This is a genomic window from Mangrovibacterium diazotrophicum (assembly GCF_003610535.1).
Classification (GTDB): Bacteria; Bacteroidota; Bacteroidia; order Bacteroidales; family Prolixibacteraceae; genus Mangrovibacterium; species Mangrovibacterium diazotrophicum.
In genome coordinates this window covers 1,343,420-1,358,848 of sequence record NZ_RAPN01000001.1, presented here as the reverse complement: position 1 = coordinate 1,358,848, position 15,429 = coordinate 1,343,420, and the positions used below count along the sequence as shown (strand labels likewise).

General features: G+C 46.2%; 8 protein-coding genes. All 8 read left to right on the top strand.

The window, feature by feature from the left end; all coding sequences use genetic code 11:
* Nucleotides 1-104: 104 nt before the first annotated feature.
* The 8 genes from BC643_RS05395 to BC643_RS05360 all read left to right on the top strand — a co-directional run bounded on the left by BC643_RS05395 (nt 105) and on the right by BC643_RS05360 (nt 15,383).
* Complete coding sequence (locus tag BC643_RS05395) at nt 105-2,738, top strand: glycoside hydrolase family 3 C-terminal domain-containing protein (RefSeq protein ID WP_120272121.1); 2,634 nt, start codon at nt 105-107, stop codon at nt 2,736-2,738.
* Between the two features lie 134 nt (nt 2,739-2,872).
* A complete protein-coding gene (locus tag BC643_RS05390; protein ID WP_211337993.1) occupies nt 2,873-4,930 on the top strand; it encodes a glycoside hydrolase family 65 protein in 2,058 nt (685 codons plus the stop codon).
* 168 nt (nt 4,931-5,098) lie between these two features.
* Nucleotides 5,099-5,710 carry an RNA polymerase sigma-70 factor gene (locus BC643_RS05385; protein ID WP_170154462.1) on the top strand — a complete coding sequence of 204 codons (612 nt, stop codon included), beginning with the start codon at nt 5,099-5,101 and terminating at the stop codon, nt 5,708-5,710.
* A 76-nt stretch (nt 5,711-5,786) separates the two neighbouring features.
* Nucleotides 5,787-6,770, top strand: coding sequence for a FecR family protein (locus BC643_RS05380; RefSeq protein WP_120272119.1), 984 nt, complete (start codon nt 5,787-5,789; stop codon nt 6,768-6,770).
* 191 nt (nt 6,771-6,961) lie between these two features.
* Complete coding sequence (locus BC643_RS05375; protein ID WP_211337992.1) at nt 6,962-10,444, top strand: SusC/RagA family TonB-linked outer membrane protein; 3,483 nt, start codon at nt 6,962-6,964, stop codon at nt 10,442-10,444.
* Nucleotides 10,445-10,465: 21 nt separating this feature from the next.
* The gene (locus BC643_RS05370) at nt 10,466-12,208 is read left to right on the top strand and encodes a RagB/SusD family nutrient uptake outer membrane protein (RefSeq protein WP_245994863.1); all 1,743 of its coding nucleotides are present in this window, start codon (nt 10,466-10,468) and stop codon (nt 12,206-12,208) included.
* A gap of 80 nt (nt 12,209-12,288) precedes the next feature.
* Entirely contained in the window at nt 12,289-13,761 is a 1,473-nt protein-coding gene (locus tag BC643_RS05365; protein ID WP_120272118.1) for a glycoside hydrolase family 32 protein, read from the top strand.
* A 44-nt stretch (nt 13,762-13,805) separates the two neighbouring features.
* Nucleotides 13,806-15,383 carry a glycoside hydrolase family 32 protein gene (locus tag BC643_RS05360; protein WP_120272117.1) on the top strand — a complete coding sequence of 526 codons (1,578 nt, stop codon included), beginning with the start codon at nt 13,806-13,808 and terminating at the stop codon, nt 15,381-15,383.
* Nucleotides 15,384-15,429 lie beyond the last annotated feature (46 nt).

Genomic DNA, 15,429 nt, shown 5'->3' with positions numbered 1-15,429 from the left:
TCTGGTTTAAAAACATTCACGTAGACTTATTTCATCAGCAGGCGTCGGACGTTCTGAAAAAAGACCTATCTTGCATCAGAACATAACAGAATAGACCTAAAGCTATGAAAAACCTCCTATTACTAGCGCTTCTCGTGATCGCGAGCGGCCTCAGTTTGCAGGCGCAACAAACTTTCCCGTATCAAAATCCGGATCTTCCGATTGATCAGCGTGTCGACGATTTGGTGTCACGAATGACTGTTCAGGAAAAGATTGACCAGTTACTATATGAATCTCCGGCAATCGACCGGTTGGGAGTTCCTAAATACAATTGGTGGAACGAATGTTTGCACGGAGTGGCCCGAGCAGGCTACGCTACCGTTTTCCCGCAATCCATTTCCATTGCTGCTTCCTGGGATCAGGATTTAATTTTTGATGTGGCTTCGGTTATTTCAGATGAAGCACGGGCGAAACATCACGAGTTTGTTCGACGCGGCGAGCGGGGCATTTACCAGGGATTGACTTTCTGGTCACCGAACATCAATATTTTCCGAGATCCGCGTTGGGGGAGAGGACACGAAACTTATGGTGAAGATCCGTATCTCACAGGCCAGATGGGCATGGAGTTCGTTCGTGGCTTGCAGGGCGACGACGATAAATACCTGAAAGTGGTGGCTACGGCAAAACATTACGCTGTTCACTCGGGGCCGGAGCCACTGCGTCACGAATTTGATGCCCGAGTGAGTGAACGCGATTTACAGGAAACTTATCTGCCGGCTTTCCGAACTCTTGTGGTCGATGGCGGTGTTTATTCAGTCATGGGGGCTTACAACCGTTTTCGCGGAGAAGCCTGCTGTGCCAACACTGAGTTATTTGATATCCTGCGGAACAAGTGGAATTTTGATGGTTATTTTGTTTCCGACTGTGGCGCCATTGCCGACATTTGGGAGTATCATAAGGTGGTACCCGATGCTGCTTCGGCCGCTGCACTGGCGGTAAAAGAAGGCTGCGACCTGAATTGCGGGAGTACCTACAATTCACTGAAAGAGGCCGTCGAAAAAGGATTGATTACGGAAGATGAGTTGGATGTTTCTGTGAAACGCCTTTTTACGGCCCGCTTCAAGCTGGGCATGTTCGACCCGGTCGAAAATGTTCCCTACGCACAAATCCCGTTTTCGGTAAATAACAATCCGGCGCACAATGTTTTGGCCCGTCAGGCTGCTCGCGAAAGTATTGTTTTACTGAAAAACGAAGATCATACGTTGCCCTTTTCAAAAGAGATAAAAACAGTTGCGGTGATTGGCCCCAATGCCGACGATATTGAGTCGCTTTGGGGAAACTACAGCGGTGTGCCCAGCGATCCGGTTACGGTGCTGAAAGGCATTCAAAATAAACTCAGCCCGCAAGCGAAGGTGTTGTATGCGCAAGGTTGCGATCTGGCTGATGGTATTCCAGAGATGAAAGCAGTTCCTTCAATTTATTTGGAAACGGCAGACGGCGAGCAAGGTTTGAAAGCCGAATATTTTGCCAATAGCAAGTGGGAGGGAGATCCTTTGTACAAGCAGGTGGATGACAATATTGATTTTTGCTGGGATATTGACACGCCCGATCCGCGGCTGGCACCCGGTAGTTACAGCATCCGATGGACGGGTTATCTTGTTGCTCCCAAGAGCGGTACCTATTATTTCAGCGATTGGGGAAAGCCATTCATGACCATCAAAATCGGGGATGAAGAAAAAGGTGGAAATAACGAGCACCACCCCAGAATGCGGGAGCTGAAAGTGGATTTGAAAGCCGGTGAAAAGTATAAAGTTGAAGTGAAATACCAGAACTACTATGGTGATGCAACGGCCCGCATGCTGTGGTCGGTTCCGCAGGAAGATCGTTTGCAGCAGGCTGTGGAAACGGCCAGCCAGGCCGATGTTGTTGTGCTGGCTTTGGGGCTGAATGAGCGGCTGGAAGGCGAAGAAATGAAAATTCAGATTGACGGATTTTCCGGTGGTGACCGCACCAGCCTCGATTTGCCGGCAACACAGGTCGAGTTAATGAAGGCGATTGTGGCAACCGGTAAGCCGGTGGCTTTGGTCTTGATCAACGGAAGCGCTCTTTCGGTCAATTGGGCGGCCGACAACGTTCCGGCAATTTTAACGGCCGGTTATCCCGGTCAGCAAGGAGGAAATGCGATTGCTGATGTTTTGTTCGGCGACTACAATCCTGCTGGCCGTTTGCCGGTAACCTACTACAAATCGGTTGACCAATTGCCTCCGTTCGAGGATTACAACATGGATGGAAGAACTTACCGTTATTTCACACAGGAGCCACTTTATCCATTTGGCTTCGGACTGAGCTATACAAAGTTCAGCTATTCAAATCTTCAAATCAGCCCCAATATATTGATGGGCGATAAAGTTGCCGTTTCTGTTGATGTAACGAATACCGGAGATTTGGATGGTGATGAAGTGGTTCAATTATACCTGACTGACGAAAAAGCGTCTACTCCGCGACCAATCCGCCAGTTGGAAGGTTTCAAACGGGTGAATCTGAAAAAGGGTGAGACAAAAACTATCAATTTTAGCCTGGACCCTCGGCAGCTTTCAATGATCAATAGCAAAGATTTGCGCGTCGTGGAACCCGGCTGGTTCACTGTTTCAGTTGGCGGTGAGCAACCCGGCTTCTCCGGTCGCACCGAAGCGGCGACGACAAACACCGTCAGCGGTCGTTTTGTGGTCAAAGGAAAAGCAATTGTTCTCGAAGAATAGTTCCTAAAATATTCAGACCATATTTAAGATCCCGGTTGCCGCAGTAACCGGGATTTTTCGTGTTATTCTGTTCCGGTTTCTGCCTGAAATTGCAGTGGATTTTTAAATTTGTGTGCGGAAACAAATTAGAAAACATGAAGAAAAACAGGAAATTTGGAATTGCACTTTGCATTGCATTTCTGGCACTAAACAGTATGGCTGTGTTTGGTTCAACTAAAACGAAGAACGAAGAAACAGATTTGTGGAAAATCAAGGTCACTGATCCAACTGATTATGTGGGTATCGCCTTGTCAAACGGGCGAATCGGGATGGTGCCGTCAAGCAAACCTTTTCAGGTGAAATCAATCATTCTCAACAATGTTTTTGACCGGGCAGGGGCGAATGACGTTAGTAAAATTTTGGAGGGAATCAATTTTGCCAATCTCGTTTTGGTTGTTGATGGTGATACGATCAATCAAGCGAATATTGAAAACTGGGAACAGGTGCTGGATTTGAAAGCAGCTACTTTGACAACCAGGTTCGAGGTTCCGGATAAGGCCGAAGTAACTTATCAAATCTATGCACTACGCGGGATGCCCAATGTTGGGTTGATTGACGTGGATGTGCATGCCTTAAAAAAAGATATTCAAATCTCGGTGGCTGGAAAGATCAGCTGTCCGGCAAGCTACCATGTGACTGACGCTTCGTTTAAAACTTTACACGATGCCGAAGCTCCGATGCCATTGCTAAAAACAATTGCCAAAAGTCCGTTCGGCAAGCACACGCTGGCAACAACAGCAACATTCATTTTCGGCAACGAAGCGCAACCATTGCAGCACAAGGTATTGAGTCCGTTCGAGCACGAAATCAACTTTCAGCGTAAAGTAAAGGCGAAGGAAAATTTTCAGTTTGCCTGGACCGGAGCGGTTTGTTCTACTGAAAATTTCGGGGATCCGCAGAACGAATCCGAGCGCATGGTAATTTATGTGATGCGCGGTAACAAGGATTTGGTGATTAAACAACACAAGGAGCTGTGGGCCGATTTGTGGCAAAGTGATATCCAGATTGAAGGCGATCCCGAATCGCAGCGGGATGTTCGCCTGGCCTTGTATCATTTGTATGCTTTTTCGCGGGAGAATTCAAGATTGAGTATTGCTCCCATGGGCTTGTCGTCGCAAGGCTACAATGGCCATATCTTTTGGGATTCGGAGTTGTGGATGTTTCCGCCCTTACTGATCCTGAATCAGGGCTTTGCCAAATCGATGCTCGATTACCGATTCGACCGCTTGGGAAAAGCAGAAGAGAAGGCAGCGAATTACGGTTATAAGGGTGCCATGTTTCCCTGGGAGTCGGACGATACCGGTGAAGAAGCCACGCCAACCTGGGCACTGACAGGAACATTTGAACACCATATTACCGCCGATGTGGGCATCGCCTGCTGGAATTATTATCGCCTCACCGGCAACAAAGAATGGCTGAAAACGGAAGGTTTTCCTTTGCTGAAAAAAGGCGCTAAATTTTGGTTAAGCCGTTCGTCGCAAAACAGCGATGGCAGCTATTCGATCAATAATGTTGTGGGAGCTAACGAGTATGCCATGAATATTGATGACAACGCTTTCACAAACGGATCGGTGAAAGTGGCGTTGGAGTATGCTACAAAAGCTGCGGTTGTTTGTGGTGAAACGCCGGATCCGAAATGGGATGAGGTGGCGCAAAAACTTCGGTTCAACTATTTTGACGATGGTGTGACGAAAGAGCATTCAAACTACAAGGGTGAAATCATCAAACAGGCCGATGTAAACTTGCTGGCTTACCCGCTTGAGCTCGTAACTGAAAAAGAGGCGGTCCTGAAAGACATGGACTACTACGAGCCGCGCATTTCAAAAAAAGGACCGGCAATGGGCTATTCCATTTTCTCGGTTTTGTATGCCCGCCTGGGAGACGCCGATAAAGCCTTCGATTTGTTCAAACGCGCTTACGTACCCAATAAACGTCCTCCTTTTGGTGCACTTGCCGAGTCGGCGACCAGCCAGAATCCGTATTTTACAACCGGAGCTGGCGGAATGCTTCAGGCGGTGCTATTCGGATTTGCCGGGCTTCACCTGGCCGATGACGGCTTGGTTCAAAAAGACCCATGTTTGCCTTCGAACTGGAAAAGCCTTACGATAACCGGTGTTGGACCTGAGCATAAAACCTACAAAGTGACTCATTGATAGTGATATTTGAATTCTGATTTAAGGAGACAAGATCGAGTTTTCAGACCTGATCTTGTCTTTTTTTATGTCCGTTTACAAAACATGTTTAATAAATGGAAGGGGGATTTCGTTGTTTTATTCGGGAAAAACGGCATATTTACAGCGCCAAAACATACATTTTTACGAATGTTAGTTGAACCTTCAGACCTAAACGAATTCTTGTTTCGCCAATTCAAAGACGGAAATGAATCCGCCTTCGAACAGCTGTTTAAAGCTCACTACAATCCGGTAGTTGGCTTCTGTAATCAGTTTATTTCCGATCATGACAAAGCGGCCAGCCTGGCTCAGGAAGCTTTTATCAACCTTTGGATGAACCGATCGAAGATTCAGTCTCCCAACGGAATTAAATCATTTTTATACACCTTTGCCAAGTCGAGTTGTCTGAATTTTATTCGCCACAAAAAGGTAGTCAGTAAATACGAGGATCGGCACTTGCAGCAAATGGAGGCGAAGATCAACAGTGAAGTTTTGGATTCGTTTGATTTTGACCAACTGGAATTTTCAGAAATGGAGGATTTGATATATCGGGCCATCAGTGAACTTCCTGAGAAGTGCCGACAGGTGTTTATGCTGAGTCGTTTTGAGGGGAAAAAGAACAAGGAAATAGCCGATGAACTGGAAATCTCCATTAAATCTGTAGAAGCAAATATCACTCGAGCCTTGAAAACCCTCAGCTTAAAACTGTCTGAATACCTGCCTGCTGTGCTTGTTGAAATGATCATACATTACATGTATTGAAAAATTTTCAGATTTTTTTCTTTTCGATATAGGGTGTATCCGAATGTGCGTGTACTAAAAGTACAAAGCGACAAAAATGGATCACCAACAAATCATAAAATACCTGTCAGGCCAAGCTTCCGAAGCGGAAGTACAAGAAATCTTCCAATGGATCGAAATTTCACCTGAAAACAAAGCGGAGTTCATCAGCCTTAAAAAAGCTTATGCACTAACGGCAACATCGGCTGACGATGCGCAGCGGGTTTGGAAAGAAGAGATTACCCGCCGGATTCGCAAAACCGACAATCTTCGCCGACTATACACCTATGCACGCTACGCGGCTGTTATTGTTTTATTTTTTGCGCTGGGCATGTTTGTGCAAAGCAATTTGAAGTTTGGAAAGAGCGCTGAATTGGTTTATGCATCCAATATGGCGATCGATGTTCCGCTGGGACAAATGTCGAACCTCACCTTACCTGATGGAACAACCGTGCAGCTAAACTCGGGAACGCATTTCGCTTATGCCGGAAATTTCAACGAAGGGGAACGCACTGTTGAAATGGAAGGAGAGGCGTTTTTCAACATCGCAAAAGATCCGGAACATCCCTTTGTTGTGAAAACAAAATCACTTGATTTTAAGGTGTATGGAACTTCGTTTAATGTTCAGGCGTACGATGATGAACGAGAAGTGAATACAACTTTGGTTGAGGGAAGCCTGGGGGTTTTGAGCAAAACCGGGAAAGAATTTACCCGTCTCGTTCCCGGCGAGAATGTAAACTTCGATGGCGTTTCCAAAGAACTTGTGGTGAAAAATGTCAACACCGATTTATATACCTCCTGGCAAAAAGGCCTGATTACCTTCCGCGATGAAAAGCTAAGTGATATTGCTAAAAAAATGGAACGTTGGTACAATGTTGAAATTCAGATTGAAGACCCCAAATTGGCCGACGAACTGTACTTCGGAACAATCATGAAAAATAAGCCGATTGACCAGATCCTGGAAGTATTCAAAATGACTTCTTCTCTTAATTACCGGATTGAGCCCCGTGCCGGAAAACCGACTTTAATTTATTGGAATTAAACAAGAACGAACCGATAGTCTTAACCTAAACGAAAAAAACGTACGATGAAAACCTAATGAAAAACACAGACCGGAAATAGGGTTAGTATCACCGGTCTGCAGGTACAGTTCGATGTTACCAGCATCAAACTATACATCAAGCAATCAAGCCTTCGGTAAAAGGCCAGTATTTACTCAAACATTTCAAATTTATGAAAAAAACGGAATTAGTTCCGCCTTATGCGGTTCTTAAACAAATTATGCGAATTATGAAGCTAACAGCCTTCTTCGTTTTTCTGCTTAGCATGCAATTGTATGCGACTTCTTTCGGGCAAACCGCTAAGATTTCCCTGAGCATGAATTCTTCCCTAAAAGACGTTATTGAACAAATTGAAACAGTGTCAGGCTATCATTTTGTGTTGAAAGCCGATCAGAAAATTCTGGATAAGGTCGTCAGTGTCAATTATAGCGATCAGAACATCGAAGAGATTCTGGAAGACCTGTTCCGGGATACCGGATATACTTACAAAATCATTGACCGATACATTGCAGTAACCGAGGTTGGCAAAGCCGACCAGATCCAGTTGCAGCAGCAGGAAAAGGTATCCGGGAAAGTGACCGACGAAACTGGTGCGCCGCTGCCTGGTGTGACTGTTGTGGTAAAAGGAACGACAAATGGTACGATCACCGATTTCGATGGAAATTACTCGCTGGGCAATGTCGGAAACTCCGATGTGTTGGTGTTCTCGTTCGTTGGGATGCAGTCGCAGGAGATTGTGGTTGCCGGCGCTTCGGTAGTCAATGCTGTACTGAAAGAAGAAACGATAGGTTTGGCCGAAGTGGTAGCGGTTGGTTACCAAATTCAGCGCAAAGCAGATTTGACAGGTGCGATCGAGGTGATCGAATTGCAGTCGATCGAGAATGTGAGTTTGAGCTCGGGTAACCCCATGCAGGCACTGCAAGGTCGTGTCCCGGGTTTGTACATCGAAAAAAATGGTTCGCCGAATGCTACAAACAGCCGCATCCTGATTCGTGGTGTAAACACGCTGGGCGACAACAACCCGCTGTATATTATTGACGGCGTTCCAACAAAACGCCCGGAAGTATTTCAAGGGCTGAGCGCCGGATCTATCGTGTCGGTTCAGGTACTGAAAGATGCGTCAGCCTCTTCTATTTATGGTGCGCGTGCATCAAACGGTGTCGTTATTGTCACCACCAAGAATGGCTCTGAGAAGAAAGGGAAAGTCAAAGTTGAATTCAATTCCAACTTTTCCATGCAAAGCGAAAAATCGCAGCGTTTCAAAATGCTGAATGCAGTTGATCGTGGTCGCGCGCTTTGGCAGGCATCTGTAAATGACGGTGTGGACCCAGCGAGCGGTTACGGCGAAATTTACGATTTCGACTGGAATGGCGATTATAACAATCCGGTGCTGAATAGTGTCACTCCTCAGCCCTATGTGGGCGGCGATACAAACGTTCCGGTTGGCGATACCGACTGGCAGGACGTTACCTACGAGACCGGCTATGTAATCAGCAACGACTTAACTGTTTCGGGCGGTACCGATAAATCGTCGGTATTGATGAATGTGGGATACATTAAAAATACAGGGATGTTGAAATACACCAACTACGATCGTATCACAGCCCGCATTAACGGACAAACCAGTTTGCTGGACGATAAATTGAAGTTTGGCATCAACGCTCAGGTTGTATCATCAAATGAAACGCTTGAAACGCCCGACTTGGGAAGCGCTCCGACTCCGGGCTTGGCCATCACATTGGCGCCAACAATTCCGTTGTACACCAAAACTGGAGAATACGGTGGCCCGCTTGGTTCCGGTTATTCAGACCGAAATAACCCGGTGATGATGCAGTATATCAACCGTTGGGACAACACAAACCGTAAATACTTGTTCGGAAGCGTTTTTGCTGAAGCAAAACCGGTTAAGAACCTGGTGCTACGCACAACTTTGGGACTGGATTATTCAATGGTGGAGGACAAAGATATTGAGCCGGCATTCACGAACGGTTTCATTGCCCGTTCGGTAAATAGCCTGACGATTTACAACAGTGATTTCACCAGTGTTACCTGGTCGAACACGGCGCATTACGATTTGGAACTTGGAAAAAGCAAATTCGGATTCCTTCTAGGCGTTGAATCGGTAAGCGATAATTTCAAAGATTTCACCGGCTATAAAGAAGGCTTCTCGACACAAACCGAAGAGTTCTTTGTATTGAGTGCCGGTACCAGCAATGGTAACAGTTTTGGTACAGCAACCGGGAGCCGCCTCCTGTCTCAATTCGGTAAAATTGACTACAACTACGATCAACGATTCTTGGCTTCGTTCACCTTGAGGCGCGACGGTTCTTCCCGCTTCGGTAAGGACAACCGCTACGGTTTCTTCCCGGCAGCAACTTTTGGCTGGCGCCTGAGCGAAGAGGAATTTATGAAAGGGATGGAAAATCTCACCAATTTGAAATTCCGTGCCGGTGTCGGACGTGTGGGTAACCAGGATGTTGGTGATTTTGCCAGTTTAGGTTTGTTTGAACCGCGTTACGGCGCTGTTGCCAGTCAGGTCGACGGTGTATTCCACAACGATTTCTTCGACGATTACTGGAATATTGGCTCAGCTTATGCTTTGAATGGTCAGGATACCGGTAACTTACCATCCGGTTTCGTTTCGGTACAGGCTGCTAACCCGGCTTTGCGATGGGAAACAACGGATGAATTGAACCTTGGTCTTGATTTTGGATTCTTCGACAGCAAACTGGTTGGTTCCTTCGACTGGTACACCCGCAAAACAACCGATATTTTGATTCAACCTCCGGTAGCTTCCGCTTTAGGTGAAGGACAATTGCAGTTCCTGAATGGTGCCACCAAGAAAAACAGCGGTTGGGAATTTGCGCTGAGCTATCGCAAGGAAGTGAATAAAGATTTTACTTACGAAGTGGCAGGTAGCGCCAGCCATTTTGCTGATAAGATTACAGAACTGCCGGAAGAAGTTCGGACAGCCTACCCCGGTAACTCGGAGCAAACAGTTGTTGGACATTCAGAACTTTCAATCTTCGGTTATGTTGCTGACGGTATCTTTAAAAGTCAGGCCGAAGTTGATGATCATGCGAACCAGGTTGGTGCAGCTCCCGGACGTATTCGTTGGGCAGATCTGAATAACGACGGTGAAATCAACTCGCTCGACCAGAAATTTCTGGGAACATTGCTGCCAAAATTGGAGTACAGCCTTCGTGTTGACCTGAATTACAAAAACTTCGATTTGTCAATCTTCGGGTCAGGTGTTGCAGGGAAAACGGGATACGATCCTTACACTTTCTACAACGATTTTATTCGTGGTCGCGACAATGTTGGGCCTGGTGTTTTCAGAGCCTGGACACCACAAAATCCCGACTCCAGTGTTCCCGGTCTGACTTTGTCGGACAGCAACAACGAAACGCGTACATCAAGCTACTTAAACGTCAATGCATCTTATTTCAAACTGCGCAACGTTCAGTTGGGCTACACGCTTCCCAACAATACATTGGAAAGAATCGGCATGGATAAACTGCGCTTTTATGTGATGGCTGAGAACCTGTTCTGGATCAAGAGTAAAGAGTTCCAGGGACCGGATCCCGAGCGGACTGATGTGAATGTCATTCCGATTCCAAGAACTTTTTCAGTTGGTGTAAACGTAGCATTCTAATCAAACTAAACTTAAGAAATCATGAATATGAAAAACATCAAAATATACGTAATCGCGCTGATGAGCCTTTTGGCTGTTTCATGCAAGGATTATCTGGAAACCGAACCGCAGGGGTACATTACGGCGGGGAGCCCGACTGTTGAGGGGGCCGAAGGTTTGGTTACCGCAGCGTATGCCGGAATTGGAAACGACGATATGATTGGACCGATTGCCAGCATGTGGGTCTACGGTAGTGTGCGCTCGGACGATGCTTACAAAGGCGGAGGTGGAGTTTCGGACGTTGAGCCATTCAACTTTTACGAGCAATATAATTTGACCCAGCCTTTTCAAAGCTGGCTGGCTGGTCTGCCTTACACCTGGGAAAACTACTATCGCGCTATTTCGCGTGCGAACTCGGCTTTGCGTTCGCTGAATGAGTTGACTGACGAAGAGTTCGATTTGCGTCAGACCAGAATTGCAGAAGCTCGTTTCCTGAGAGGTCATTCACACTTTATGCTGAAAGTTCTGTTCAAATATGTTCCTTACATCAACGAAACGATGAGCAATGAAGAGATTCTTCAGACATCGAACCGCGAATTCACCAATGACGAATTATGGGACAAGATTGCTGAAGATTTCGAATTCGCTTTAGATAATCTACCGGCAACTCAACCCGAAATTGGGCGTGCCAACAAATATGCAGCTGCGGCTTATCTGGCTAAACTGAGGTTGTACCAAGCTTACGAGCAGGATGAAAACAACCAGGTTACAAACATCAGTCAAACGCGTTTGCAGGAAGTAGTTGACCTGTGCCAAATGGTTATCGAGTCGGGAAAATACAGCTTACAGCCTGATTTTGGCGAGAACTTCCTCGATGGTTACGACAATGGACCCGAATCGATTTTTGCGATCCAGTTTTCTATCAGTGATGGAACGACATCCGGTCGTCTGAACTTCGAGAATGGATTGAACTACCCGCACGGAGCTCCGCAGTACGGATGTTGCGGATTCCATCAGCCTAGTCAAAACCTGGTGAACGCATTTGCAACCGATGCGAACGGCCTGCCTAAATTCGACACATTTAACGATGTTGCGTTGAGCGCTACAGATATTACACCAACTGGTGTTACTGTTGACCCGCGTATCGACCACTCGGTTGGAATCGACGGACACCCGTACAAATACCGCAATGAAGATGCTTATATTTTTAGTAACAGCTGGGTGCGCGATCCGGGGGTTTACGGGTATTTTCAAAGTATGAAAGAACAGCAGGCTGCCGATTGCTCATGCTACAAAAAGCAAGGTCCGTTCATGGGCGTTTCCAAAAACATCGATATCATTCGTTACGCCGACGTGTTGCTGATGCAGGCTGAAGCTTACATTGAAATGGGACAGCAGGATATGGCTCGTCCGCTGATTAATGAAATCCGCACCCGTGCTTCTGAAAGTACAGGTAGAACACGCTTTGCCGATGGTTCGGCACCTTCCAATTACCTGATTGCGGAATATGACGGTTCGAACCTGAGCTGGACACAGGCAAATGCCCGCACGGCATTGCGCTGGGAACGCCGTCTGGAGTTCGCTCTGGAAAGCCCGCGTTTCTTTGACCTGGTTCGTTGGGGAATTGCTGAGCCGACTCTGAACGCTTATTTGACCAAAGAAAAGACTCGCCGCGACTTTTTGAACAATGCTGAATTTACAGCCGGAAGGGATGAATATTTCCCGATTCCGCAGCGTGAAATCGACTTCACAAAAGGTTTGTACGAGCAAAATACAGGATATTAAAGAGTAATTGATTCATGGAGGGGGAGTGTTCGCTCTCCATGAATTTTCTCCCTATTTACGAATAAGACGAAACTAACACCATGATACGTCAGACCACATTTTTACTGTTGATTCTGGGAATCCTTTGGGGATGTTCGACTGAGAAACGACAACACGATTCAGCTTCGTTACACTTTCGATTGAACGATTCCCTGCTTCAAAATCCGATTACACTTCTTTACGAGGATGGTAACTACCATTTGTTTTACAGCTATAAATCGGAAAATGGAGTAGAAAAATGGGGACAAGCTCAAAGCTTGGATTTAATCCAGTGGAACAATGTTCCGATGAATTTTGAGTCGGATCAGCTTTCAGCGCAGCAAGTAAAAAGTGTTGTCGTGGATTGGAATCAATCAACTGAATTCAGTACCGATGGTGCGGCGATAATTGCGATCTCCGTTTCGGATGATCAGTTTGGTGAACTTGAATTGTTGCACAGTGAAGACAATGGTGCAAGTTGGCTGAAGGATACTGAAGGACCGATTCTGTTGCCGGATTATTATGAGCCGATCCAAAGTTTGAAAGTGTTCTGGAATGATGATTTGCAACGATGGACGATGCTGGTATTGTCGGGTTATGAAGTGCGTTTTTACTCATCGGATAACCTCCGGGATTGGGAGTACCAAAGTCGCTTTGGTGACGATGTCTATCTGAAGCACGGCAATTGGACCGCAGTCGACTTCTTTCCGATGGAAATGGCCGGAACCCACGAACTGAAATGGGTACTGTTTATCAGTGCCGATAGCGGCTCACCCAACGAGGGGAGTGGCGTGCAGTATTTTGTTGGTGACTTTGATGGCTACGTTTACCAGGCCTCGCACAACAAACCAAAGTGGGTCGATCATGGCAGCGACCTTTACCAGGCAATCGTTTTATCGGATTATGCGGCAAGCAATAAAGCACCTGTTCTGCTTGGTCGTATTTACAATTCAATCTACTCAAAATTCAACATTGATACCGATGAATCCGGTGTGTTTTCCATAACCCGTGAGTTGACGCTAATGGAAGAATTCCACGATTACTATTTGATCTCGAAGCCGGTTATTCCTTCGAAAACAGAAAGCAAGACGGTTGACGAAGCAGCGCTGAACGAGAGTGTACAAATTGCGAAGAAGATTGATTTGCCAGTCAAGATAGATCTGACATTCGATGTAAACGACCGTTTGTATTTGGGAATGGCCGAATCATTTGGTGTTAAACTGAAAAACGAAAACGGGCAAGAGTTGATGTTGGGCTATCAGGCTGAGCGGCGATACTTTTTCATTGCAAATCCTACGATTCAGCAAAATTTCCCAGATACCTGGGATGGCTTCAACTATGCGCCTTACGTGACAAATGAACCAACAATGGATCTCACGCTCATTATTGACCACAATTCGGCTGAATTATTTGCCATGAACGGGCTGATTAGCTTATCCAGAAAGTTTAACTTTAAAGGGGAATGGCAACAGGTTGAGCTTTTTGCAGAGAAAGGAGCCATCACGTTAAAAGGAGGCACGATAAGCCGGTTTTAGCGTCGACTTTACAGAATGAAGATGAACCACTAAATCAAAAACAAATGAATAATAGACACTTATATTACCTGTTGAGCGTATTCCTTTTTTTAGCCGCGGCATGTTCTTCCGGCACTAAAAAGACTGTAGAAACAGGAGATCTAATGAAAACCTATTCCGAGGAATATCGACCGCAATTTCACTTTTCTCCGGATTCGGCCTGGATGAACGATCCGAACGGAATGGTTTTTTATGAGGGTGAGTACCACTTGTTTTATCAATATTATCCCGATAGTACCGTTTGGGGCCCCATGCACTGGGGACATGCCATAAGTACCGATTTGGTACATTGGCAGCACATGCCCATCGCCCTTTTCCCAGATAGTTTAGGATATATTTTCTCAGGAAGTGCAGTTGTTGACTGGAAGAATACGACCGGATTTGGTTCTGCAGAAAATCCGCCGTTGGTGGCGATTTACACGTATCACAATCCCGAAATCGCCAAAGCGGGTGGGGTTGATGTGGAGTCGCAAGGTATTGCCTACAGTTTGGACAAAGGTAGGAGCTGGACGAAATACGAAGGAAACCCGGTGATCCCCAATGACGGGAATCGGGATTTTCGTGACCCCAACGTGATCTGGAACGACGAAATACAGAAATGGAACCTGGTGCTTTCGGCACACGACCATGTGCAAATTTATTCGTCAGTTGATTTGAAGGAATGGACCTACGAAAGCAGTTTTGGTATTGATGCCGGAGCTCATGGTGGTGTGTGGGAATGCCCCGATCTGTTTCCACTCCAGGTTGAGGGAACCGACGAAACCAAGTGGGTGCTGATTGTCAATATCAATCCGGGAGGGCCAAACGGAGGCTCCGGAACACAATATTTTCTGGGGCAGTTTGACGGGCATCAATTTATGGCCGATTCCAAAGAAACGAGTTGGATTGATTGGGGCCGCGATAATTATGCCGGCGTCACCTGGTCGGATGTGCCCAAAGAAGACGGGCGCCGAATTTTCCTGGGGTGGATGAGCAATTGGGAATACGCTCAGGTTGTTCCAACCGAGAAATGGCGCAGCGCCATGACAGTCCCCAGAGCTTTGTCGCTGATTCAAAAGAATGGCCAGTACATTGTGAAGTCAGTACCGGTAAAAGAATTGGGTAAAATTGAAGATCGTACTATGGTTGTCGAGAGTGAAGCCTTGAAAATTGATGGTGAAAAGGAACTCGATTTACACGGGATTAATCTAAATCAAAGTCGTTTATCATTTGAATTCGATTTGGGAGAAGCGCATCCGGAGTCGTTTGGACTGGTGTTGGAAAATGATTTGGGCGAACAAGTGAAACTAAGCTATTCTACGTCGACGAAACAATTTCAATTCGATCGCACAAAATCGGGCGACATGAGCTTCTCGGATAAGTTTACGGGAGTTGCTTCAGCTCCGTACGATATCGGCACATCTGTAAAACTCGAATTGTTTATTGACGCTGCGTCAGCGGAAATCTTTGTTGATGGCGGTGACTTGGTGATGACGGAGATCTTCTTCAATTCGAAACCGTACAGTAAACTTCAAATTTTTTCAAAAGGAAACCCTGTCACATTGAATCGTGCTGAGATTGTAGCGCTTGATTCAATTTGGTAATCCGGTGGTTTATGAACCTTGTTCGTTAAAAAGCCAATTCAACTAA